Source organism: Humibacillus xanthopallidus, assembly GCF_006717145.1.
GTDB classification, from domain to species: Bacteria; Actinomycetota; Actinomycetes; order Actinomycetales; family Dermatophilaceae; genus Humibacillus; species Humibacillus xanthopallidus.
Map to the genome: position 1 here is coordinate 1,890,699 of NZ_VFQF01000001.1, position 25,314 is coordinate 1,916,012.

The following is a 25,314-nucleotide window of genomic DNA, read 5'->3' on the forward strand; positions in this document are numbered from 1 at the left end:
GTGGCACTGCCGACCGCTGCCCTCTACAGCGCCCGACCGACACTCCAGATCGACGGGTCGGACTCCTCGCTGCTCACCGACCATGTCCTGGCCGTGACTGTCACCGAGACGAGCGAGGGGATGTCACGGTGCGAGATCGTCGCGGGCAACTGGGGCAGCGCAGACTCGTCTGACGGCTACGTCTTCAACGATCGTCGCACCGTCGACTTCGGGACCCGGGTCGCGCTCCGCATCGGCGACGGCGATCGTGCCGGCACGCTGTTCGACGGCGTGGTCACCGGGATCGAGGCGCAGTACCCGCAGACCGGTGCGCCCGCGATCGCCTTCCTGGCCGAGGACCGTCTGCAGGAGCTGCGGATGACGCGACGAACCCGATCCTTCGAGGAAGCCTCGGACGCGGACATCATCCGCAGCGTCGTCAGCGAACACGGCCTGTCGGCGTCAGTCGATGTCGACGGACCGGTCCACCACCACGTGGCTCAGGCGAACCAGAGCGACCTGGCCTTCATCCGGGAGCGGGCCCGGCTCGTCGACGCCGACCTGTGGATCGACGGGAGCTCCGTGCACGTCGCCTCGCGGGGACGCCGGGGCACCGAGGACGTCACCCTCACCTACAACGCCGACCTGCACGAGGTGACGGTCCTTGCCGATCTCGCCCGGCAACGCAGCAGTGTCGTCGTGGCCGGGTGGGACGTCTCGGCCAAGGAGGCCATCAAGGCCGAGGCGGACTCCTCGGCGATCCAGCCAGAGCTCGACGGTGACACCTCGGGGATAGACCTGCTCGAGCAGGCGCTGGCGTCCCGGGCGGACACGATCGTGCACACCGCGCCCGCGACCTCGACCATCGCCCAGGCCCAAGCCGATATGGCCCTGCGCACGAGCGCCCGGCGCTTCGTCACCGCGATCGGCCTCGCGGAGGGCGACACTCGACTGCGGGCCGGTGCGCGGGTGCGGCTGGCCGGTCTGGGCGCCGGGTTCGAGGGCCGCTTCACCCTCGTGGAGGTCGAACACGCGTTTGACGGCCGGCGAGGCTACCGAACCAGGTTCCGCGCCGAGCGTCCCGGACTGGGGAGCAGCGCATGACTGTCACCGACGACCTGCGCGACCTGACGGTCCACCGATGGCCATCCGGGTACGGCTCGCGCTTCTACGGCGTGCACCCGGCGGTCGTGACCGACGTCGACGACCCCACCACGACGGGCCGAGTCAAGATCCGGCTTCCGTGGTCGCCCGACAGCGGTGACGCGGCATACGAGACGTGGGCCCGGCTGGCGACCCTGATGGCCGGGTCGGACCGCGGCACGTGGTTCATGCCGGACGTCGACGACGAGGTGCTCGTCGCGTTCGAGGCCGGCGACCCCACCCAGCCGTTCGTCATCGGAGCGCTCTGGAACGGCAAGGACGCCCCGCCGGAGTCGATGGCCTCCGGCAACGACATCAAAGCGATCCACTCCCGCAACGGCGTCGTCGTCACGTTCGACGACACGGACGGCCAGGAGCGGTTGCGCCTGGAGACCCCTGCCGGCCAGGTAGTGACGCTTGCCGACGGGCCGAGCACGATCACGGTCGCGGACGCCAACCAGAACACCGTCACCTTGGACAGCAGCGGGGTCACGGTGCAGTGCTCCGCGAAGGTCACCGTGAACGGCAGCGAGTTCGAGGTCACCGCCGGCAAGGTCACGGTCAACGCGGGGATGTCGACCTTCAGCGGCGTCGTCAAGGCCGACACCGTCATCGCCAACTCAGTCGTCAGCTCGAGCTACACGCCGGGCGCCGGAAACATGTGGTAGGTCGCGATGAGTCATCGTCCTGCGTGGAGGGCAGCCGCACCGTTGTGGCCCGCGGCGTTGGCCGGTTCCGTGGCCATGGACCGCCCGGCGATCCTGCGGTTCGACACGGACGACTTCGTCGACCGCCTCAAGGCGGAGCTGGACGACCCGGCGCGCGAGGTGGGCGCACTGGTCCTGCGGCCCGAGACGTGGCGGTCGCCGGCCAGCGGCCTCGGCTACGTCGGCACCGAGGTGCCCAAGCTGTACCAGCCAATCCACGCCCGCTTCTACCTCGTCGTCGCGAGCCTCGTCTGCGCCCGTTACGGCCTTCCGGACAAGGCCATCCATCCGACGAGCCAGGAGACTACGTACGCGGTGCTGCGCCGGCTCGAGCCACGTGGCGCTCCCGCCGTCGACCCGACCCGGTCCGGCACATTCCGTGAGTTCGGCTGGGTCCCAAGGGGTGAACGCGGGTCCTGGGTCGAGCTGAGCGCGGTGCCCGGCGGGGCCACCGCAGTGGTCGCCGGGGAGGAGCCACTGGCTGCGTTCCCGCTGACCTACGTCGAGGGGCCCGACGGTCGCCGGCGACGGGTTCTGGCAGCCATGGTCCCGGTTGCCAGACGTGAGGTGTACGAGGCCGCGGTGACCCCTGTTCCGATCAGCTCGACCGACCCGGCGGCAGCGCTCGCGCTCCCGGGGCGGTCAGAGCTCGAGGCCATCGTGCTCGAGCTGAAGTCCGTGATCCGGCTTGCCGGGGCGCCGACCATGACCGAGGCGACCTCGGTCGACCAGCTGCGCGAGGCGCTCTTCTTCGCGCTGATCGATCTCGCGTCGTTCCTGTCCCGCGAGCTGTCGCAGGTATGGAACCAGGCCGGTACGGACCGAGGCGGCGACACGCTGCCTGAGAAGCTTGCGAAGCCGGCCTTCGGGTCGAGCTGGTGGCAGGCGTTACACACCGCGGATGCCCACCGCAACGACGTCGTGTCCGTCGGGGCCTACCCCCCGCCGGTCGCCGGCCGGTCGGTCGACGAGATGAAGGCGGACCTGGCTGCGCTCGGACTCGAGGCAGACGGGCCGACCGTGCAGGACCCCTTCTTCGCCCTCGTGTCCGACGCGATGGGAGCCCCCGATCCCGCCCCCGATCCCGCGTCGGGCGCCGGCCCGGCGTCCGCCGCGGACCCGCAGGTGGGGCCGAGCCGCAACGCCGTGTATGCCGTGCGCTTCGTCTACCAGCGACCGCGCTGCCCCGACCCGCAGCGACTCACGATGAGCGCGCTGTCGCCGACGTTCAGGCTGGCGCACTTCCACGACCCCGACGCGCCGTTCCGAGAGAACCGCATCGTGCTGCCGGTCGACACCTCGCTCGCCGGTCTGCGGAAGTTCCCTCAGGCCGTCAAGGTTGAGGTCTCCGCCCAGCTGCGCAAGCAGATGGAGCGCATTCAGGACGTCAAGCTCGGGGACCTCGACGACGGCTCGGTGCCGGGCGAGAAGGACGTCAGTCTCGGCATGGTCTGCTCGTTGTCGATCCCGATCATCGCGATCTGCGCGCTGGTGCTGCTCATGATCGTGGTGTCGCTGCTCAACCTCGTCTTCTTCTGGGTGCCGCTGTTCAAGAAGTGTCTGCCGAAGGCTCCCGGATGACGACCGTACCGATGTCCACCGACGCCGCCCTGTTCGGCACGGGCGTCGCCTTTCCGCCGCGCCTGGACGCCGAAGGTCGCTGGGGCTGGGCCGTCGGCGACGAGAGCGTGCGCCAGTCGATCCGGATCATCCTGACCACCGAACCCGGCGAGCGCTTGATGCTGCCGAGCTTCGGTGCCGGGCTGCGCGCCTATCTCTTCGAGCCGAACATCCCGTCGACCCATCGGCATCTCGAGGAGCGAATCGGGTTCGCGCTCAGGCGTTGGGAGCCACGGATCACGGTTTCGTCGGTCGCCGTCGGCGCGAGTCCCGACGACCCGAGCAGTGCTGTCGCAACCGTCAGCTACTCCCTGGTCGCAACAGGCACCACGGAGGCCTTGGAGCTGGCGATCCCGGTAAGGGGAGGTGCGAGCCCGTGACCACCATCAAGCCCCCACCCATCGACGAGCGGACCTACGCCCAGCTGCTCGCCGAGGTCACTGCGCGGATCCCCGTCCACAATCCCGAGTGGCGCAACCACAACGACAGCGACCCGGGCATGACCCTGCTGCAGCTGTGGGCATTCATGTCGGAGAACCTGCTATACCAGACCCGGCTCGTGCCGGATCGGGTCCGCGCCAAGTACCTCGAGCTCCTTGGCATCGACGTCCCGCCTGCCACCGCCGCTGCGGGGGTGGTCACGTTCGACCTGCCGCGAACCCGGCTCGAACCGTTGCAGATTCCCGAGGACCGCGAGGTCCTGGCCGGCCGAGTGCCGTTCCGCACGACGACGGGTCTCACGGCGCTGCCCGTGGAGGTGGTCGCCTACGTCAAGCGCCGGGTTCCTGTGGATCCGGGGGTCGAGGACCAGTACCGCCTCCTGTACGGATCGCTCGCACCTGCCGGGGAGACGTTCGACTACTACGTCGCGGAGCCCGTCGTCTGGGGCGTGGGCGGTACGCCGCCGCTCGACCTTGCGACCACTGTGGACGGCGCGGTGTGGCTCGCTGTCCTCGCGCGCAAGGCCGTCGAGGTCGACCGGGCACGGGAGCTGCTCGGCGGTCAGGAGATGGCCGTCGGCGTCGTGCCGGATGTGACCGTCGACCATGTGACGATCGCGCCGCGGGGGACCTCGAGCGCCGCAGACACGGCCTCCCTCGAGTTCCACCTCCCCGACACCTCCAGCCCGCTGCCGGCGGATTCCGAGGCCCGTATCCCCACGTACGTCCCGCTGCGAACCAGCTCGGACCAGCAGATCCTCGTCGAGCCGGGGATCGTCCAGATCACGCTGCCGGCCTCGCAGAGCCTCACGCTCTGGGGCGACCTGGAGCCGAACGAGGCCGGAGTCGGCGGCTTCCCGCCCGCACTCGAGGGTGAGGACGGTGCCCGGCTGATCACATGGATTCGTGTCCGGCCGCCCGGCGGCGGCGGCTCCTCGGACCCCGGCCGCCGGCTGGTCCGCCTCACCTGGCTGGGCGCCAATGCCGCCCTGGTCCAGCAGCGGGCCCGGATCCCGCGCGAGCAGATCGGCGTGGGGACCGGGCTGCCCGACCAGCGCTACCGGCTGGCCAACGTTCCGGTGCTTCCCGGCTCGGTGAGGCTCACCGTCGACGACCAGAGCTGGACCATCGTCGACGACCTGATGGAGGGCGGACCCGAGGTCCCGACGGGCATCCCGTCGACGGTGTCGACCGGGCCACCGCTGCCGACCACGATCGCCGCCGTCAGCCGGGCCGACGGCGAGGTGCGCTTCGGCGACGGGCTCCACGGCGCGCGGCCGCGAAAGGGAGCGGCCATCGTGGCCAGGTACGACGTCGGCGGCGGTCGGCAGGGCATGGTGGGGGTCGGCTCGATCGCCAAGGCCTCCTTCCTGCCCGCCGGCGCGGTCGTCGCGAACCCGCTGCCGACCTGGGGCGGAGGCGAGGCTCCGACGCAGGCCGAGGCCGAGCAGGCGATGGCGGCCTTCGTGCGCCACCACGACCGGATGGTCGCCGCCGACGACTTCCGTGACGTCGTCCGGTCCGCGCCCGGCGTCGAGATGGGGCGGGTGGAAGTTCTTCCACTCGTGCACCCCGACCTGCCGGCGCAGCAGGTACCCGGCGCCGTCACCCTCCTGCTCCTGCCTGCCTACGACCCGGTGACGCCTGACTCGCCGGTACCGGACCAGGCATTCCTGCGTACGATCTGCGAGTACGTCGAGCAACGGCGCCTGCTGACCACCGAGCTGCACCTGCGTGGCCCCGTCTACGAACCCGTGTGGGTCTCCATCGGCATCGACGCGATGCCCGGCCGCGCGGCCGGCCCGGTCCGCGAGGACGTCAAGACGGCGGTCCGCGCCTTCCTCTCGCCCCTGGTGGGCGGCCACCTGCGCGAGGGATGGCCGCTGCTGACGCCGGTCAACCGGCTGGAGCTGTTCGCCGTGGTGGCGCGGGTCGACGGGGTGGCCAAGGTGTTCGACGTGCTCGTCTCCGGCTCCCGTGGCACCGCAGTGGACCAGGTCCCGATGGATACCACGCTGCACCTGCCCCAGCTCCGGGGTCTGGAGGTCCGCCAGGGCGATCCCCTGCCGATCGCAGACCTGCAGGGAAGCAAGGAGCCCGGCCAGGGACTCCCCGTGCCCGCGATCCCCGGCGAGTGCTGCTGATGGACGTCAACGGAACCCGGCTGCACCTGATCCTCGGTCGCGAGGACTGGCGCTTCGCCCTCGGCGGCCAGGATCTGGCGGCCGTCTGCTTCGACGAGGCGCGCCACACTCTGGGCCTCCGGCCCCGGCCGTTCGTCTTCCCGACCAGAAGCGGCGCGACACGGTTGCAGCCCGCCGACCGCCGGGGCGTCGCCGCGGACCGGTTCGGCAACATCTACTGGGTCGGCGCCGGTCGCCGCACCGTCCAGGTGCTCGGCCACGGCCGGTCCGCACCGTTCACCTGGTGGCCGGGTCCGGGCGCCGGAGAACCCGTGGCCGATGGGGCCGCGGACTTCGTGGTCTGCCGGACACCGGAGCCGACCGTGCTCGAGCTGTCCGGGCTCACGATCACCACGCACGAGTATCTGGTGGTCGGTGTGTGCCGCGACGAGGCTGCATCGGTGGTCGCGGCCGGCCTGCTGGTCTTCGACCTCGCCGGCGGCGGCCCGCCGGTCAGCGTGCGCTGGCCCGACGGTCTCGATGTGCACCCGTTCGACCTCACTGCGCTTCCGGATGGCGGCATCGTCGTACTCGACGCTCGCGATCCGGATCGGGACGGCCACGCCCGCCTCTGGCAGCTCGACCGCAACATGGAGCTGCTGAGCCCCGAGGGGACCGCAGGCGACGCGCAGTCCGCGTCGGCATTCGCACCGGTCGACCGGACCGCCGCGGCGAGCTCGGCGTCGACCGCGTCCAGTGCACGGGGGATCTCGCTGGCCGAGTCGACGACCGCGGCCGCGGTCGACCTGGGCGCGATCCGTGCCGTCGCCCTCGACGCGCTGCCCGACGGCTCCGTGGTCGTGCTCGACCGTTCGGGAGACGACGGACATTGGGACGTCTCCCGCTGGCAATGTGGCGAGCGCCTTCCGTTCGGTCTGCGCCAGACCGACTCCGCCGTTCCCCTGGACCCGCTCCTGTGCGCCGACCAGCGTTCACGCGTCGAAGACGTGCTGAGCGACGCTCGCGGGCACGATCTGGTCGTCCTGCCACCCGAGGCAGGAAGCTCGGCACTGGCCCGGATCCTCGTCGTGGACGACCGCGGTGACCAGGCCTTCGAGCTCGTGGCCGACGAGTCCGGCGCGGACCTGGTCACCGACTACCACCCGCTGCGCCTGTTCAGCGGAAAGGGACTGGTTCGCGGTCTCGACGGTGCGGCATACGACCTCGGCGATCGATGGTACAGCGTGCCCGCCCGCCAGGTGCGCCGATACGAGACGAGCGCTGTGGTCGAGCTGGCGCCCCGGCTGGAGCCCCGGGGGCGCGCGTTCGATGCGCTCTCTCCGGCGACCGTCTGGCACCGTCTGCTGCTCGACGCCGCGATCCCCGCCGGTACCTCCGTGCAGGTCGAGTCGCGGGCGGGCGACGATCTCGACGCGCTCGAGCGGCAGGACTGGCGGGCCGAGCCTGCGCCCTACCTCCGGGGCGACGGCAGCGAGGTCCCGTACCACGCATACCGATCTGGCGGCTCGTGGGAGCTGTTGTTCCAGAATGCCGTGGGGCGATACCTCCAGCTACGGCTCACGCTTCGCGGCGACGGGCGCCTGAGCCCGCAGCTCTGGGCCGCGCGCGTGCACTACCCCCGATTCTCCTACCTGCGCGAGTACGTGCCGGACATCTACCGCGAGGACGCCGAGTCTGCCTCGTTCCTCGATCGCTACCTCGCCAACGTCGAGGGGATGTACACGACCCTCGAGGGACGGATCACCGCGGTGCAGCGGCTGGTCGACCCCACCACGCTGGACGCCGAGTTCCTGCCCTGGCTGGCTTCCTGGGTCGGCGCCGCCGTCGAGCCCGACTGGGAACCGGCCCGGGTCCGGCTACTGGTCCGGTACGCGGCCCAGATGTTCAGGCGACGCGGCACGGCGCGAGGACTCGCGGAGGCGATCAGACTGGCGATCCACCCTTGTCCGACTGACCGGATCTTCGACGCCGACTACACCGGCGACGCCTTCGACATCCGGATCGTCGAGGCGTTCCGTACGCGCTCGGTGCCCGGGGTCGTGTTCGGCGACCCCAACGACCTGACCGGTCCGCGCCTGTCGACACCCGGGCCCCGCTGGCAGCTCACAGACGGTGGGGCGGCGCTGCAGATGCGCTGGCACGACTTCATGTTCGCCCGCAACGGAGTCGCGCCGACCAGCTTCCCCGTACTCACCCCGACCCAGGGACCGGACTCACGAGACTGGCACGACTTCGTCAGCTCGCAGCTCGCCCCGGCGTACGCCGATGTGGGGACGACGGACGACCTGGACGTGTTCAGGACCTTCCTCGCGTCGCGGTACCGCCGGGTCGATGACTACCGCGCTGCGTGGGCAGTGCCGCCGTCTGTCACGCTCACCGACTTTGCCGACGTCGGGTTCCCGGGCGCACTTCCGGCCGACGGCGCACCACTGCAGGACTGGCTGATGTTCGTCTCGTCCGTGCTGCCGGTCCGTCGAAGTGCCCACCGAGCCGTCGTGCTGGTGCCGATCCGCGTCGACGACTCCGACGAGATACGGGCCGCCCGGCTCGGCCGGGTGCGCCGCGTCGTCGAGGTCGAGCGTCCGGCCCACACCATGGTCGACGTGCAGCCGTTCTGGGCCGCGTTTCGCGTGGGCGAGGCGCGGGTCGGCCTGGAGACCATCATCGGTGAGGGCAGCCGCTATGTGGACCTGGTGCTCGGCACCGGACGCCTGGCCTACAGCGACGTCCCCGGTGGAGAAAGCTGGCGGATCGAGGACCGCGTGGTCGTCGGCCGCGACCGGATCGAGGAGCCTGTGCCGGCACCGGCTCGGACAGGAGGCATGCGATGAGCGGCTTCTCACCCACCGGAGCGACCAGCGCCGGACTGGACCCGACCAAGCGCGTCAACTATCGGCTGGGGCTGGTTCTGGGTGAAGACGAGTTCCGGCAGGACCAATTCCACCTGCGCGAGCGCGACCAGTATGCTGTCCGCGCCCTGCACGGCTACGGCACGGTCTCGGGCCTCGGTGTGCGGTATGACGCCGGCGAGCAACGGCTTCACGTCCAGCCCGGCGTGGCAGTCGACCCGGCTGGCCACCTGATCTGTGTCCCGGCGGAGTACTGCGGCTCGCTGAAGGACTGGGTGGACGCGCAGCTCGCGTCGGACGGCGTCAGCGGAGGCTCGCCGACGGACCAGAGTGTCTATGTCGTCCTGTGTTGGACCGAGTGCGAGACCGACCAGGTGCCCATCCCAGCCAGCTCGTGCCTCTCTGCGGAGGACTCGAAAGCTGCCTCCCGCGTAAAGGACTCGTTCGAGCTGAAACTGACCCTCGTCCCACCACCGATCGTCGGAGAGATGGCCGCCTCGAGTGGAGGCGACGGACTCGAGGTCCTCGTCGACGAGCTGCACGGGCTGCTGGACGTGGCGGTCAGCTCCCCGCCGGCGGCCACCGGAGTCGCCGAACTGCTGCGTGAGTGGGCTGTCGAGCGCCGACCCGAGGTCGCCCAAGGGAAGCCCTGCCTGTCGGAGCCGGACGCCCCCTGCCTGCTGCTGGCTCGGGTCGACGTGGCGCTCTCGCCGGAGGGCGACGGGCTCAGGATCGACTCGGCCGTGGTCGACGACAGCGAGCGGCCGATCCTGGTGAGCACGCGGCTGCTCCAGGAGGCGATGTTCGCGGTCGCTGCCGACGAGGCCGTGCCGGTGCACCACCACGCGCTCGCCGATCTCGGCGATGTCGACCTGTCGACCCCGCCGCAGGCCGACCAGGCGCTCGTCTTCGACGGCGCGCACTGGGTTGCCGGGGCCGTGCCAGGCGGAGGCCTCGGAGCCGCCGGCGGAGACCTCCGAGGCACTTATCCCGACCCGTCGATCGATCGCCTGCAGAACATCCCGCTGAGCGCGGCGAACCCGCTGGAACGGGACACCCTGATGCTGCGCAACGGGACCTGGGAGAGCTTCCTGCCCGTGGTGCTGCCCCTGGCCACCGTCCAGCTGTTCCAGGACCTCGTGTACGCGGTGTGGTTCAACCTCGACGCGCCCGACAACCAGGTGGACGTGGACCCGGACACGGTCATGGACGGTCTGTCGGTCGCACGCGAGACCGAGGCGGGACCCAGCTTCCTGCGCAGGATCGGGCCGGTCAGCGTCAAACCGGCGGCGCGCAACGTCGTCCTCGTCGAGGTGCGGGAGAGTGCGCCACTGGTGCGGTTCACCTTCGACCTGACACTCCTGAAGCTGACGCAGGGCGGTGTGGTCCAGGACTGGGCCGACAAGATCGGTGCCTGGTTCTCCGGACAAGGTCAGAACCGCGGTCTGGTCACCCAGTTCGTGCTGCGGCCGGACAAGCTGGGATAGGGCCGTCATGGAAACCATGGCCCTCGGGACTGCATTCGTGGACGAAGGGGTGCCGCACGTCGCCTTCTGGAACGGTCGCGTCCTGACCGCCGAAGACCTCCGCGAGGAGCAGGCTGCGAACCAGCTCGCCCACAACCGGCTCGGGCGCGCGATCGGAGCGGGGGTCCTCTCGGGCCTGACTGTCCGCCGGGCATCGGACACCGAGGTGACGGTAGGCGCCGGGCTCGCCGTCGACCGCTGGGGCCAGGTCGTGGAGCTGCCGGTCGACGTCAAGCTCTCGCTCGTCGTCCCGGCCACCCCCACGGAGGGGGACGGCGGTTTCAGCGTGTGCGAACCGATCTCGTCCAGCCCGACGGGGACCGGCGTCTACCTGCTGGTCATCCGGGGGGCCTCCGACTCGCGCTCAAGCGTCTCCGGCGTGCCGGCGCTCGGATCGGGGATCGCCAGCGCCTGCGGCCCTCGCTACACCGTGGACGGCGTCTCGTTCCGGCTCGTCGGTATCGATCCGATACCCTTGGCGACCGCGTCCGGACACGACGCAGCCGACCTGGCGGTGCTGGGCGGTCTCGCTACCGCGGGACCGCAGGCGACCGCCCGCAACATCCTGGCCCACCTCTTCCTCGACACCCGGGCCTGGGCACGACGGCTCGCCGACCCGTTCGGCGCCGATCAGAATGCCGTCGATCCTGGGACGCTGGCCGCACTGAGCAGCGGACCGCTCACTCCCTGTGATGTCCCGATCGCCGTGCTGACCTGGGCAGCCGGCATCGACCTGGTCGACCTCTGGTCGGTCCGCCGCGCCCCGCTGGTGCACGGCGAGCTCACTGCCGTGCAGGGCCTGGCCAGCACCGTCCGCTCGGCCCTCGGGCGGGCGGCATACTGCCAGTTCCAGGACCAGCTCGCGCAGATCGCCACCGAGCTCACACCTGCCCAACGAACGGCCTTCCGGCTCCTGGACCGTTTCCGCTACCTGCCGCCGGCGGGCCTGGTGCCGATCGCCCGCGCCGGCCGCACCGGCTTCGACGCCACCAAGGTCCTTGCCGGCCTGACCGCCAGAGGCCCCGCGCCGCTCGACCCGGCACGCGTCGGTGCCGTGCTCGACGATGCCGTCCACCACCTCTCGGTCGACGCCGTCGCCGGGGACGTCCTCAACGTCTACACGGTCACCGATCCGGCCGACCTGGCCGCCGGACAGCTGCTGTTCACCACAGGGTGGATGGAGCTGCTCGTCGTCGCCGCGCTCGCCATCGACTCCGTCCGTCCCGGGGGGCCGCTCGTGCTCGGGCAGGACATCGAGATCCGCGGCCGCAACTTCGACTTCTCGTCGGGGTCATGCCGCATCACCTTCACCGCACCGGGCCAGAACCCGATCAACGCGAACCCCGCCAACGGGTCCAGCGACACCAGCCTCCTGGTGAAGGTGCCCACTGCACTCGTCGTCGACCCCGACGGCACGGAGGTGACCCTGCGGGTCGTTGCGGACACCGGCGCCGACGACGTGCCGGTCATGGTCGGTCACGTGGACCAGCCCGTCAGCGGCGCGCTCCACGTGAGCTGGCTCGACACCGATTCCAAAGTGGTGGACAAGGGTGATCCCCTGCTCCTGAGGTATGCCGTCCGCTCGGTGCTGGACGCACCCGCGGAAGTGGCGTTCGAGGTTGTCGGCAACCCCGTGGTCGTGGGCGCCGCCACGATCGAGGACGAGGCCGGGAACCCGGTCGACGGCCCGGTGGTCATGCAGCCGGACCAGGAGATCCGGCTCGCGGTCCGGTTCGGCGCTGTGCCTTCCGACCCTTCCATCGGAGGACAGGGCTTCCTGGTGTCGCTGGCAGCCTCCGCGGGCTCGATCTACGACGACGACATACGGGCCATCCAGTTCAGGGCCCCGATCACGCCGAACGCGGACGAGATCCGCATCGAGACGGTCGGCCTCGACCTGAACCCGGGTACGCAGGGCACGAGAAGGGGTTCGACGATCGAAGTCAGCAAAGGCGGTGTCGTCACGGTCCAGACCACGGTGCGCTTCGCGAGTCCGCTGGGTCCGCTGAGCGTCCGGGTCAACCCAGTCTCTGCCGTCGCACGCTGGCAGGCCGCCCTGTCGTCGCCGCTCAACGGCCGGGTCGACGGTGACGCGACAGAGGCCACGGTCCGAGTCTCCTTCCTGCTGAACCAAGGTCCGGGAAACGTGGAGACCGCTGCATTCAGCGTCGACGTGGCACGCGACGCCTCCACGCGGACGAGCCGGATCTTCCTCCTCACGCCGCTCTGACCGACAACGAAGGAGAGGAACACATGGACGTCTTCCTACCACCCGCGATCGGGGTCCCCGGCCTGGGCGGTCAACCGCCGACCTGGCCAGGCGTCAACACGCTCAACGGCTTCACCCCCTGGCCGGACACGCTGTCCCTGTCGGTCCCCAAGGGCCTGGACGACCCGCGCTGGGCGGGGCACGTGGCGATCGGCTACCCCTCGATCACGAACTCCACCAGCAGCTGCTGCGCCGGGGCCCCGGTCGGTGTCGACCCCGGCTTCGGGGCGACCACGAACGACGACGTCGCGTTCCGTGCGCTCCACCACGTGGTGGGGACCCAACGCTTCCTCTACCTCTCCTGGTGGGTGAAGGCCAGCAACGCCGGCCCGCCTGCTCCCGGGCAGCCTGACCAGATCAACAGCCTGCTCGACGACCGCCTGACCGTGGGGTTCGGTCGGGCGGCGGGGGATCCGATGATCCTGGTGATCACCCCGTCCAGCGTGGCCAACACGACCTCAGCTGGTCAGATCGGGTCGGTCGAGGCCTTCACGGTTCCGTCGGCGGGCGGGCCGGTGCAGGGCTGGACCGAGACCTCAGGGCCACCGGCATGGATCCGCCGGAACACCAACGTCTGGATCGACACGGACAGCCACCGCTATGCCGTGCAGATGCGGGTCCCGGTGGGCTCCAAGGACGCGGACAACCTTCTGGACCTCGCGGACCCGTTCGCCTTCTGGTTCGAGGTGTCGGTCAAGCTACCCGGTCCCCCACTGCTGGTCGCGCCGTACAGCTGGCCGCTCAATACCTGCATCACGTCGTTCTGCGGGTTCCCGTCCGTGCTGAACGTGCCGCCCCAGTCGGCGTGGTCCACGGCGCGGTTCGGCGGGCCGGGCAGCGGGGACACCGGGTTCGTCCGGCTCACCGTGGACGACATCGGGACCCAGAACACCCCGAGCTCGCAGATCAACCTGACCAGCCCCAATGTCTTCGTGGCGCGGCCGAGGAACCGCACTGGTGCGCCGATCGCCGCCGGCGACGTCACTGCGGAGTTCCGGATCGCCGACTGGGGCTCGGTCGCCGACCCGGCGGCGCCCTGGACCCCGATCCCGGCCACCGACGGCACGAGCAACCCGACGACCAGCACCGCTGCCATCGCCGACGGGGCGCAAGGGTCTTTGACCATGCAGTGGAAGCTGTCCGACGCCGAGCGCAACGCCTTCCCGCCGAACGGCACGAAGCCGCTCCACCAGTGCATGCTGGTCACCCTGACGGGGCCGGAGATGTTCAACCCCGCCAGCGTGTGGCGCAACATGGACTTCGTCGCGGCGTCTCGCTTCGAACGGTCGGCAACCGTGAGCAACGTCGGCCTGGGGGCGAGCCCGAGCGCAGGTGGCCCACGGACGGCATACATCCTCATCGAGAAGCTGAACATGCCAGCCCCCGTTCGAGGTGGACCACCCCCCGAGCAGCCCCCGCCCGAGCCGCCCACGCCCGAGCAACCGCCCGAGGAGCCCCCGACCGTCGGAGAGGTCAATGCGGTCCGCGACGACGAAGGACCCGACGACCCGAAATCCGACGAGGCGCTGGAACTGCTGACCCGAGCGCGGGCCGCGGACCCCGACCCCCTAGACACCCGGGAGCAGAAGCCCACGATCCGGTACCACGTGTTCCACGACACCGGCCTCGACGTCACGGCCGAAGACGGCCGGGTGTTCCGCGTGGTCCGCCCGGGCACCGCGTTCGGCTTCCACGTCGAGCACGAGGGAGACCTGCTCGGCTGGCAGGACGAGCTACGCGGCGCCACCCGGATCACCGACCGGTTCTACCGGCTGGACGTGCCGGAGGAGGGGACGGCCACCGTCACCACGACGATCGATGCCGTTGAGAAACCGACCGGGAATGGCTGCCTGATCCTCTGGGGCCGCCTGGTCCGCTTCCTGAGGAAGCTGTTCGGAGGATCGTGACGTGGAGTCACCGCTTCCCGATCTGGTGGGTCGGCTCGTCGTCCGGGCCGGGGCGGACACGCCCGCCGTCCGGCACCTGGTGCGCGAAAGGATCGGCCGGACGCGATGGCGGCCCTCGGGCGTCGGGATGGGTGAGGTGCTGATCGTCCGTTCGCTGGTCGAGGACGGGACCTCCTCCTTGGCGGACGGCCTCGCAGCCGCGGTGCACGGCGCCGTCAGGCTCGATGGCCGGCCCGTCCCGGCCGACGCCCCGGCGGTCCTCGCGATGGATCTGGCACAGCTGCTCGCGCAGTACGTCGTGGACCTACATGACGGCATGGTCGCAGGTCGCTGGTGGTGGCGGTTCGTCGGACCCCGGCTCGCGAACAGCGTCGCCGAAGCCCAACGGGCGCTCCCGGCGGGGCATCTCCCCGGGGCCGCTCCGGTCGCACCGGTGTTGGCGGCGTTTCCCCGGGAGGCTCCGCACGTGGTGGCCGACCTGGTACGCCGGCGCCGGGGTGACGTCGTGCGAGACGTGCCGCTTGCTGCCGTGCTCGACGTGCTGCTGGTCGTGGCGACGACGTATGCCGCAGAGGAGCTGGCGGCGGTCCTTCGGGCGGCGATGCGCGGCTACGGGTCGCCCACTCCTGACTCGGCGACCCAGGCCGTGAACCCACCCGTCGATCCCGCGTCACCGGCGGAGCTGTTGATCACGGTCTCGGCTCGGTTCGCGCTGGACCCCGTCGGCGCCAGGAGCCCGTCGTTCGCGAGGTTCGTCGGCGTGCTCGCCGGGGTGCCGACGTGGCGCGCGGGGGCCGCCGGCCTGGTCGAGGGCGTCGGGACCGGCCAGGAGGCCCGGCAGGTCGCTGCGGTCGTCGAGTCGCCCGCATCGGCGTGGGTGCAGGACGACCCCCGTGTCACCGGGGAGTCCGGGACCGCCGAGGCCGATTCATGGAACACGCGGGCCGTCGCCCCGCCGGAGTCGAGCGACGGCGACACGGCACGGGCCGGCGAGGCCGGCAGACACGACGACGTCCACGGGGGCAACGCGCGTCTGGGCGACGCACGACAGGGCGATCGAGAGGGCGATCGAAAGGGCGACGCACGACCGGACGACCTGCGCGTTCCAGAGCTCCCACCACCGGCGTCGGCCTGGCGAGACGGGGTGCTGACGAACCTCGGCGGTGCGTTCCTGCTGATTCGGGCGTTCGAACTGGCCGCTCTCGGCGAGCCGTCCTGGGTGACGCTCGACCTGCTCGCCCGCAGCCTGGTCCGACGTGACGAGCCCAGCGAGGAGGACCCGGTCTGGGCGGTGCTGGCCGAACTCGCCACTCCCGTCGACCTGGTGCCTTCGTCAGCCGGGTCGCTCGGTGGACCGGGCGCGGCCCGGTCGACCGGGAGCGAGGGGATGCTGGCCATCAGCGAATCCCTTGCCTCGGCGGTGAACGGGGCCGAGCGCCGCTGGCTGGCGCAGGTGCGGCCCGGCCTCGTGGCGGTGCTGTGCGACGCGCTGGACACCGTGGCGTCCGAGCTGGAGAACGTGCTGCTGCGGCGCCCGGCACGAGTGTCGGTGGACCGAACGCACGTCGACGTCGTCCTGCCGCTGTCCGCGGCGAGCGTCGTGGTGCGGCGGGCGGGGCTGGATCGGGACCCGGGCTGGGTGCCGTCGCTGGCCAGAGTCGTCGCGTTCCACTTCGACGACGACCGGTATGCCGGGGGTCCGGGGTGACCACCACGGCCACTTTGGCGGACGTCCCGCTCGACGCCAGGGCCCACGTGGAGGTGCGGCTGCAGGGAGCAGTCCTGCTCGTCGTCGACCAGCTCTGTCGGGTGGGCGCCGGTGACGGGCTGTCAGGGGTGCTGAAACGGCACCGCTTCCTCGGCGACTACCTGGACGCGATCCTGCCGTTCGTCCCACCCGAGCTCGGTTGGGCGGACCTCCACGCGTGGTGGCTCGAGACTGTCACGCAGTGGGAGTTGCCTGCGGCCGGGGATCTGCCCCTGTGCCGCCTCGGGGCGGCATACGGGCTCGACCGTGTGGCCCTGACGCAGCTGCTGGTTGCGGGTCTGGTCGATGAGGACTCGCGCTTCGGCGGGGTCTTCGCCGAGCTGACCGGGAGCAGCAGGAGGCCGACCGTCGAGTCGATCGTGGGGATCACGACCCTGCTCTTCGGGACGGCTGGAGAACCGGATGCCGCTCTGGCGCGGGCGATCCACGACGGGATCCTCACGGCATACGGCACGCAGCACCCCCGCAGCGAATGGACGGTCGCCCCCTTGCCCGAGCTGTGGGAGGTGCTCCGAGGGCGCATGCCCGGCGGCGCAGCCTCGATCACGGCACGCGACGCGCTGCCCGGCATCGACGACCTGGTCACGACCGAGGACTTCCGGCAACAGTGCGCCCAGGTCGGAGCGGCCTTCGCCGACATGGATCTGGTGCTGGTGCGCGGCACCGCCGGCTCGGACCGCGCGCTCGTCGCACAGGCGCTCGCGCAGACGGCCGGGAAGGGGGTCCTGCACGTCGCTGCACCGCATCGGCCGGACCTCCGAGCGACCGCCGAGCTCCTCGGGGAGGCAAGCCGGCTGCTGCCCGTGGCGGCCGCCTTGGGGGCGGTCACCGTCGTGGAGATCGACCCGATGCCCGGTGAAAGCGTGCGGCTGGACCGCGGTGCCTACCGGGGCCCGATGGTCGTCGTCATGGGCCACACCGGTGTCGTCGACGGAGCCGGCCATCGGTCGAAGGTGACCCTCGATGTTCCGCGACTCGGCAGCGCCGGCCGGGCGCAACGTTGGCGCCAGGCGCTGGGCGGCATGAGCGTGGTCGACCTCGAGGGCATCGCGGCCGCGTCCGGGCTTCAGGGGCGACACATCGACGAGGTCGTGCGGTCAGCGGTGTCGCTGGCCTCGGTCCGGGGCGAAGCGGTGACCCTGCGCCATGTCCGCGCGGCCTCGAGGGACCTGGACCGTCGACTGCTGGAAGACCTCGCTCCGCGCCTGGACCCGGCGGGAGACTGGAGCGACGTCGTCGTCGGCGACTACACCGCCGTCCGTCTCGCCGAGCTGGAGAGTCGGTGCCGCTACAGGGAGCGGGTGGCTGATGCGCTCCCATCGGCGTACTCGAGTGGCACCGGTGTCGGGGTGCGCGCCCTGTTCACGGGGCCCAGCGGGACCGGCAAGACCCTCGCCGCCACAGTGCTGGGGAGCCGGCTCGGACTGGGAGTGCACCGCCTCGACCTGTCGGCGGTCGTGGACAAGTACATCGGGGAGACCGAGAAGAACCTGCACCGCGTGCTGAGCGCCGCCGAGGAGCTCGACGTCGTACTGCTCATCGACGAGGGCGACGCCTTGCTCGGTCGTCGGACCGAGGTACGCAGCGCCAACGACCGCTTCGCCAACCTCGAGACGAACTTCCTGCTGCAACGTCTCGAGCACTACCGCGGCATCGTGGTCGTCACCACCAATGCACCCGACCAGGTCGACGCCGCCTTCCAACGTCGGATGGACGTCGTCGTCGACTTCCTCGCGCCGTCGGCCCGCGAGCGCGCGGACATCTGGCGGTTGCATCTACCCGCCGACCACCAGGTCTCTGCGGAGCTAGTCGACGAGCTGGTCCAACGGTGCACGATGACGGGTGGGCAGATTCGCAATGCCGTGCTGCACGCGGTCGTGCTCGCGTTGCCCACCGCCCGACCGGTCAGCGACTGCGACGTCGAGCAGGCGGTCGCGAGCGAGTACCAGAAGGCAGGCGCAGCATCACCGTACGACCCGAGCGGGCGTCGCCACGGCGTCTCGCACGCACGCGTCTTCCGAGAGGTCGTGTCGTGAACTCCGGCCGCGCGGTAGCGAGCAGATCCCCGTCGCGCGGCCGGACGGGCATCAGCCGGAAGGCCTCGGGCAGCGACCCTGACCGCGGGACCGCGGCACGGTCCCCTCGTGAAGCCAGTCCCGCGCTCGGCGGGCCACGCGTAGCGATGCCCCCGCCACACCTCGCGGTCTCCCGGCCCGGCGAGCCGATGGAGGGTGAAGCGGACCTCGTTGCACAACGCGCTGCGTCCGGCCCCGCTCCCGAGCAGCCGATGCGCTTGACGACGCCAGCGGGCGAGCAGGCGCAGCGTGTACTGAGAGCAGCTGACGCGGACAAGCGGGCGCAGCGGACGCCGGCCGACGATCGCCGAGTCCAACCGAAACCGCCGCCGGAGGTGTCCAGGGTGCAGCGGACCGCCCAGGACCAGAAGACCGCCCAGCGTCGGGGGCCGGACGGCAAACAGGTCGAGCGGTCCGTCGCGGAGCAGGTCCAGCGGTCCGGCGCAGAGCAGCTCCAGCCGACCGCCACAGAGGAGGTCCAGTCCGCTCCGACCGATCGGCCGACCGTTCAAACGGTCAGGCAGGATCGGAGCCGCACCCCGGCCATCACGGCCCGGACCGCGGCGACGATCGCATCACCAGGTCACGGGGCGCCTATCGCCGGGTCGGTACGCAGCAGCATCGAGCCGCACCTGGGCGCGGATCTCGGTGGGGTCCGTGTGCACACCGGCCCCGACGCCGCGCATGCGGCGACCAGCCTGGGTGCGCGCGCCTTCACCGTCGGCAGCGACATCTACCTGGGGCGCGGAGAGTCGCCGCTCGACGTGTCGCTCATGGGCCACGAGTCGACCCATGTGGTGCAACAGGGCGGCGGCGCCCCGATGGCGGCTCGGCTGGCCGCCCCGGAGCAGGCCCAGCTCCTGCCTGAACTGATCTCGACCCGGCTCGCGGACTACGCGCGCCACGTCCCGGGATACACGCTCCTGACCGTCATCATCCGGTACGACCCGCTCCTTGGAACGGTCGTCGAGCGGACGCCGATGACGCTCGTCGAGGGGCTGATGGGGTTGGTCCCCGGAGGGACCTTCGTCTTCGACGAGCTACGTGACCTGGGCATCCTTCAGGCGGCATTCGACTACATCGAGGCACAGCTCGCGACGTTCGACCTGTCCTTGGAGCGGCTCGAGCGGACCATCGAGCAGGCCTGGGACGAGATGGACTTCGCTCGCCTCGACCCGTTCGACTACAACCTCGGCGTCCTAGCCCGGCACGCCGAACGTCTGCTGGACGACGTGCGCGGTTTCGCCTCAGCAGTCCTGCACCACGTGATGGACCTCATCAAGGAGGCCCTGCTCGGAGTCGCCGAGGAACTGCTGGAGGAGAACCGAGCCTGGGCCCTCATCAAGAAGATCCTGCATCGTGACCCGCTGCGTGGCACGCCGGTCGAGGCGACGACGGTGGAGATCCTCGAGGACTTCCTGCATCTGATCGGTCGCGAGCAGGAGCTCGAGCAGATGCGGACCAGGGGGACGCTACAGAAGACTGCCGACTGGCTGGACACCCAGGTCGGCACGTTCCTCGGGCTCCTCGGCGAGCTGTCCGCGCTGTTCTCGGCGGCCTGGGCTGTCCTGCAGCCCGCGAACCTTCCGGACCTTCCATCGACCCTGCCTGCTCTCGCCCAACGGGCCGGCGCCTTCCTGCAGCGGGTGTGGGACTTCGCGGTGGCGGTCGCGACGCAGGTCATCGCGTTGATTAAGGACGCCCTGCTCGGCTGGTTGTCGACGTTCGTCGACCAGCTGCCGGGCTTCAACCTCCTGACCGTGATCCTGGGTCGCAACCCGATCACCGGGGCGACCGTCCCGCGGACGGCGGTCAACATCATCCGCGGCTTCATCACCCTGCTGCCCAACGGCGCCGCGGTGTACGAGCGTCTCGAGCAGACGGGAGTCATCGCAGACGCCGCGGCCCGGATCGAGGGTGCAATCTCGGAGCTGGGCATCTCGTGGGACTTCATCGTCGGGCTCTTCCGCGGGGTCTGGGACACGGTTGTGTCCATCGACACGCTGATCGACCCCATCGGCGTCTTCATCCGCGTACGCGACCAGTTCGGCGAGCCGATCTCGCGACTGGTGAGCTTCGTCGCGACCGTGCTGCGCACGCTGTTCGACCTGTTGCTGGCGCTGATGCAGTTCCCCACCGACCTGATCGGGCACATCGTCGAGCAGGCGATGCAGGCCTACGAGCAGATCCGCAACGACCCGATCGCGTTCCTGCTGCATCTGCTGGAGGCAGTGAAGCTCGGGTTCTCGAACTTCTTCGACCACATCCTCACCCACCTGACGTCCGGGCTCACCGAGTGGCTGTTCCGCGGGCTCCGGCAGGCCGGTGTCGAGCCGCCCCGCGACCTGTCGTTGTCCTCCATCCTGGACACCGTTCTGCAGGTGCTGGGCATCTCGGTGGACCGCATCTGGCAGAAGCTCGCGGAGCGGTTCGGCCAGGAGACGATCGACCGGATCCGCGGCGCCATCGACCGGATCTCGGGCATCTGGACCGTGGTCAAGGATGTCCAGGAGCGAGGGGTCGGAGCCCTGTGGGAGTACGTCCAGACCCAGCTGGCCAACCTGTGGGACACCGTCATCCAGACCGCGAAGAACTGGATCATGGAGCAGGTCGTGAACCGCGTCGTCGCCCGGCTGCTCAGCATGCTGGATCCGACCGGGATCATGGCGGTGGTCAACGGGTTCATCGCGTTCTTCAACGCGGTCCAGTCGGCCGTCGAGTATCTGCGCGACATCCTCCAGATCATCGACATGTGGGTTTCCACGGTCGCCTCCATCGCCGCCGGTGACGTCACGCCCGGCGCGGCCAAGCTCGAGGAGGGACTGGCGGCCGCCGTCCCCGTCGCCATCGGCTTCCTCGCCAACCAGGTTGGCCTGGGAGACATCGCCGTGCGGATCGCGGAGATCATCGGGCGCATTCGGCACGTGGTCGACCGCGCGCTCGACTGGCTCCTGGACCGGCTGGCGGCGATGGTCAACAGCGTCCTCGCGATGATCCGCGGCGGCGGCGCGGAAACCGCTGAGGGCGGCGCCTTCCGGTTCCACGAGGACGTCATGACGGCAGGCGAGGAACACGAGCTCGACAATCGCGGTGATTCCTTCGAGCTCACGATGTCATCGAAGAACCGGTCCCTCCTGAGCAGTCATCCGAGTAAGAAAGTGCGCACGGCCTACCAGGCCTATCTCAAGGCCATCGCGGACGCACCCTCGCCATCGGAGAAAAAGAAGGCAGCCAACCGAACCGTGGCGGACGTCATCGACGAGGTCAAGGCTGCCGGGAGCCCCGATGCGCCGCGGGCGAGTGCGCCCGGGATCGGCGCCGTCGCTAGCCACAGCGCTCAACAGTCCCGACTACACAAGTCCGAAATCCCGGTCTGGGCCATGGAGTCCGAGCACGTCATCCCTCGTGGTTTCGTCGATGCCGCCGTCACCGCGCTAGGCGCCAACGGGATCCCGGCGGCCGGGCCCGACTACAACGCGATGCGGACCGTCCTGATCTACCGAGGGGCTGCCGACAGGAAGACCGAGGGCGACTCGGGGGACGCGAGCTTGTGGAACGCGTTCAGCACCGATGCGACCAGAGCGATTAGGGCAGCCGTGAGCGAGCCTGACACCTCTGTGTCCCTACTGAGGGCCGCACACATGATCCGCGAGCACCTGGAGGCGTTTTCGCACAATGCGCTGCTCCGAACGTACGTCGCGATTATCGAAGAGAACGAAGAGCACGGCGAAGCGCGGGGGCCGGTCGGCCAGCCGGAACCACCGACGCCGGGCAAGAGCCGTGTGGACGAGGCGTTCGCGCGTCAGCTAGACGATATCGGGCGCATTCTCGAGGACCGGATGACCCCATGACTCTCGTCTCGTGTGTGATGCCGACGTACAACCGTCGGCGATTCGTGCCTGACGCCATCGAGAACTTCCTGCTCCAGACGTACAAGGATCGCGAGCTCGTCGTCGTGGACGACGGTAGCGACCCGGTCGCGGACCTCATGCCGGACGACCCCCGCATCCGATACGTTCGCCTCGACCGGCATGTGCCGATCGGCGCGAAGCGGAACCTCGCCTGCCAGCAGGTGAAGGGCGCCATCATCGTGCACTGGGACGACGACGACTGGTCCGCGCCGAGCCGTGTCGAGACCCTCGTGCGGCTGCTGCACGACACCGGCGCCGACCTGTGCGGACAACGACAGCTGCTGTTCTACGACCGCGACGCGGCACGCGGCTGGCGGTATCGATACCCCGAGGGCGGCCGCCCGTGGGTCGCCGGGGGCACGCTCGCCTTCCGTCGGGAGACCTGGGAGCGCCATCCGTTCCCGGACGTCCCTCAGGGCGAGGACACCAGCTTCGTGTGGTCGTGTCACGGTCTCCGGCTCGAGACCCTGGACCGCGAAGACCTGTACGTCGCCACCATCCACCGCGCGAACACGAGTGCGAAGCGCACGTCGGGGCGGCGCTGGTCCCCGGTTTCCGTCGAGAGCCTGCGCACCATTCTGGGCGAGGCTGCACCGCGTTACATCGCCCCTGCCGCCCCACGCCGGAAGTCGCTGGCATCGGTGACGGGGACGTCCACGGCGCCCGGCGCAAGCCCCGTTCGTCCGAGCGGGGGCGGCACCGGTCCGGACGTGGGTCAGATGCCGACCGTGACCGTGTCGATCCCACATAACGGTTCAGGCGACCTGCTGCGCGCGGCCGTCGAGAGCGTCCTCGCGCAGACCTACCGGGACCTCGTCTGCGTGGTCGTCCTGGATGGTGACCGGAGTGGCCTGGCAGCGATCTCCGACCTGGACGACGCCCGCTTGGTCCGCCACGTTCTTCCCGAACGACGCGGCCGCTACTTCGCCGACCAGGTCGTGCTCACCGCGACAACCAGCCCGTTCTTCCTCGTCCAGGACTCCGACGACCGCAGTGACCCAACCCGCCTCGCGCGGCTGGTGGATGAGCTGGATACGACTGGCGCCGACGTCTGTCTTAGCGATGCCATGAGTCACGACATCCGCCGTCGCGGCATACCGCCAACGCGAGAGCGCTGGCCGCGGCTCCTCGATCCGATCGGCCCGCGGCTGGTGCATCGGGCGGGACACCAAGGCCTCTACCGCACCGAGTTCCTCCGCCGGATCGGCGGTTGGTATGCCGGGAGCACCATCGGCTACGACACAATGATTCTGAACCTGGCGCTCATGGTGCAGGGACGGGTCGTCAACGTGCCGGAGCCGCTCTACCACCGCACCCTGCGTCACGGCTCGCTCAGCACGTCGCCGCATACAGGCTGGGGGTCGCCAGAGCGGCGCGCGAGCGTCGCCCGACTACAGGAGCTGCACCGCCGCGCGTACGCACAGACCCGCGGGCGAACCCCCGACGACGCGGCGCGTGCCGTTCGGCGTCTCGTGACCGCCATGTGCGAGCCAGGCACGGCGCAGCAAGTGGAACGCGAAGCGCAGGCGCTGGCGCCGTCGCTGGCCGCGGCGGTGGTGCCGGCGCCAAGACGGATGCCCGCACGCCACAGCGAAATGAACGTGCAGCGCCGCCTCCCCGACGTCGCGCAGATCCTCGAGCGTTTCGGCTCAACCAACACGGGATGGGCGATCTCCAGGCTTGGAGCCATCGAACTCGACGCCCGCCTGTCGCGCCGCCCACCGGCACATGTCCTCGATGTCGGCAGCGGTCTCTCCACGGTGGTGGCGGCGGTCGCCGCGGCCCGACGCGGCGGCAGGGTCGTCAGCCTCGAGCACGATCCCGTATACGCGGCCCGGACCCGGGCCATGCTTGCCGCAGCGGGCGTCGCGGACATGGTGGACCTCGTGGTCGCCCCGCTCGTCGAACGTCACTTCGCGGGTGGCGTCGGTCCCTGGTACGACGGTCAGCCCGCTGGAACGTTCGACTTCTTCGTCGTCGACGGGCCACCCCTTGGGTGCGGCGGCCGAATCGCCGTTCTGCCCGCGATCGCAGCGCACCGGCGCAAGGACTGGGAGCTGTGGCTGTTCGACGCGGATCGGGCCGACGAGCAGGCGTGCCTGGCCGCATGGGGGCGCAGGTTCCGATTCGCGTCCTCGATCGAGCGCATCGACGAGACGGGTGTGGCGGTGCTGCGTCCGGCCGGCGTCGCCTATGCGGCCGGGGTGCCGGTCGTCGAAGGGCTGGGCATATCGCTGCTCGCTGGCGGCAGACCCAGACTCCTGGCCCGAACGATGGCCAGTTTCGCCGGTCGGTGGCCGGAGCAGGTGAAGGCCTCGTACGTCTGTGCATTCGTCAACGGCCACGACGACGAGTCAGTCCGACTGCTCGAGGAGGCAGGGTGGGTGGACAGGCTGCTGACCAACACGGGCAGCGTCCTGCCGGTCGGCGCCGCGACGAGCGTTGTTGCTGCCGCGGTCTCTGCGCGTAGCGAGGTCGGGACCGTGCTTCACCTCGAGGACGACTGGGAAGCCAGAACTCTCGACACCGCCGCCCTGGCCCGGTCCCGCGCGCTGCTCGAGGACCCTGCCATCGGGCAGGTCAGGCTGCGCCACCGGGCGGATCGCTGCTTGTCCCGGCACATGGTCACCGCGAGCCATCTCGACTGGACGACCCAGGACGGACACCTCCTCGCCGAGGCACACTTCACCTTCAACCCGAGCCTGCTGTCGGCCGAGCTGGTCGATCGCGTCTTCCCGGCCGCCAGCGAGGCTGACGCGCAGCGGCGATTCCACGCTATGGGCCTTCAGGTCGCGCAGCTTTCGCCCGGCGTATTCACCCACGCGGGGGACCATGAAAGCCGTCGACTCGAGCTCGAACGCAAGGGTCGACGTCGATCGGGCTGACCGGGATGGCGTGATCCCGGCGGGCCCTCCCGACCGTCCAGCGCGCCGCGTGACGGCGACGCGACGCCGGCGTGACGCGCCGCGATCGCGG

13 protein-coding genes are annotated in these 25,314 nt (G+C 70.3%); all 13 read left to right on the forward strand.

What is annotated here, in order from left to right; all coding sequences use genetic code 11:
- On the forward strand, nucleotides 1-1,083 hold the full coding sequence (locus FHX52_RS08415) for a phage late control D family protein (RefSeq protein WP_141821477.1): 1,083 nt from the start codon (nucleotides 1-3) through the stop codon (nucleotides 1,081-1,083).
- Nucleotides 1,080-1,790 (forward strand): phage baseplate assembly protein V, encoded by a 711-nt coding sequence (locus FHX52_RS08420; protein ID WP_141821478.1) that lies wholly within the window; start codon nucleotides 1,080-1,082, stop codon nucleotides 1,788-1,790. The genes FHX52_RS08415 and FHX52_RS08420 overlap by 4 nt, the downstream gene beginning before the upstream one ends.
- Nucleotides 1,791-1,859: 69 nt before the next feature.
- A complete protein-coding gene (locus tag FHX52_RS08425) occupies nucleotides 1,860-3,410 on the forward strand; it encodes a hypothetical protein (protein WP_141821479.1) in 1,551 nt (516 codons plus the stop codon).
- Between the two features lie 11 nt (nucleotides 3,411-3,421).
- A complete protein-coding gene (locus FHX52_RS08430) occupies nucleotides 3,422-3,829 on the forward strand; it encodes a GPW/gp25 family protein (RefSeq protein WP_141821480.1) in 408 nt (135 codons plus the stop codon).
- Nucleotides 3,826-6,033 (forward strand): baseplate J/gp47 family protein, encoded by a 2,208-nt coding sequence (locus FHX52_RS23800; protein ID WP_185747129.1) that lies wholly within the window; start codon nucleotides 3,826-3,828, stop codon nucleotides 6,031-6,033. The genes FHX52_RS08430 and FHX52_RS23800 overlap by 4 nt, the downstream gene beginning before the upstream one ends.
- Nucleotides 6,033-8,864, forward strand: a complete 2,832-nt coding sequence (locus FHX52_RS08435; RefSeq protein WP_185747130.1) for a phage tail protein — start codon at nucleotides 6,033-6,035, stop codon at nucleotides 8,862-8,864. Before FHX52_RS23800 ends, FHX52_RS08435 begins: the two co-directional genes overlap by 1 nt.
- A complete protein-coding gene (locus FHX52_RS08440; protein WP_141821482.1) occupies nucleotides 8,861-10,369 on the forward strand; it encodes a hypothetical protein in 1,509 nt (502 codons plus the stop codon). Before FHX52_RS08435 ends, FHX52_RS08440 begins: the two co-directional genes overlap by 4 nt.
- A gap of 7 nt (nucleotides 10,370-10,376) precedes the next feature.
- Nucleotides 10,377-12,638, forward strand: coding sequence for an IPT/TIG domain-containing protein (locus FHX52_RS08445; RefSeq protein WP_141821483.1), 2,262 nt, complete (start codon nucleotides 10,377-10,379; stop codon nucleotides 12,636-12,638).
- Between the two features lie 23 nt (nucleotides 12,639-12,661).
- Nucleotides 12,662-14,584 carry a hypothetical protein gene (locus FHX52_RS08450; RefSeq protein WP_141821484.1) on the forward strand — a complete coding sequence of 641 codons (1,923 nt, stop codon included), beginning with the start codon at nucleotides 12,662-12,664 and terminating at the stop codon, nucleotides 14,582-14,584.
- Between the two features lies 1 nt (nucleotide 14,585).
- Nucleotides 14,586-16,292, forward strand: a complete 1,707-nt coding sequence (locus FHX52_RS08455) for a serine/threonine-protein kinase (RefSeq protein WP_221630522.1) — start codon at nucleotides 14,586-14,588, stop codon at nucleotides 16,290-16,292.
- Nucleotides 16,289-18,388, forward strand: a complete 2,100-nt coding sequence (locus FHX52_RS08460; RefSeq protein ID WP_141821486.1) for an ATP-binding protein — start codon at nucleotides 16,289-16,291, stop codon at nucleotides 18,386-18,388. Before FHX52_RS08455 ends, FHX52_RS08460 begins: the two co-directional genes overlap by 4 nt.
- A gap of 383 nt (nucleotides 18,389-18,771) precedes the next feature.
- A complete protein-coding gene (locus FHX52_RS08465) occupies nucleotides 18,772-22,278 on the forward strand; it encodes an eCIS core domain-containing protein (RefSeq protein ID WP_185747131.1) in 3,507 nt (1,168 codons plus the stop codon).
- A 17-nt stretch (nucleotides 22,279-22,295) separates the two neighbouring features.
- Nucleotides 22,296-25,223 carry a glycosyltransferase family 2 protein gene (locus FHX52_RS08470; RefSeq protein WP_281288001.1) on the forward strand — a complete coding sequence of 976 codons (2,928 nt, stop codon included), beginning with the start codon at nucleotides 22,296-22,298 and terminating at the stop codon, nucleotides 25,221-25,223.
- The last annotated feature ends 91 nt before the right edge of the window (nucleotides 25,224-25,314 follow it).

Bases quoted from the DNA above. Each gene is read 5' to 3' on its own strand.
- FHX52_RS08440 (WP_141821482.1), top strand. From the start codon at position 8,861: ATGAGCGGCTTCTCACCCACCGGAGCGACCAGCGCCGGACTGGACCCG.
- FHX52_RS08450 (WP_141821484.1), top strand. From the start codon at position 12,662: ATGGACGTCTTCCTACCACCCGCGATCGGGGTCCCCGGCCTGGGCGGT.
- FHX52_RS08470 (WP_281288001.1), top strand. From the start codon at position 22,296: ATGCCGACGTACAACCGTCGGCGATTCGTGCCTGACGCCATCGAGAAC.
- FHX52_RS08420 (WP_141821478.1), top strand. From the start codon at position 1,080: ATGACTGTCACCGACGACCTGCGCGACCTGACGGTCCACCGATGGCCA.
- FHX52_RS08430 (WP_141821480.1), top strand. From the start codon at position 3,422: ATGTCCACCGACGCCGCCCTGTTCGGCACGGGCGTCGCCTTTCCGCCG.
- FHX52_RS08435 (WP_185747130.1), top strand. From the start codon at position 6,033: ATGGACGTCAACGGAACCCGGCTGCACCTGATCCTCGGTCGCGAGGAC.
- FHX52_RS08445 (WP_141821483.1), top strand. From the start codon at position 10,377: ATGGAAACCATGGCCCTCGGGACTGCATTCGTGGACGAAGGGGTGCCG.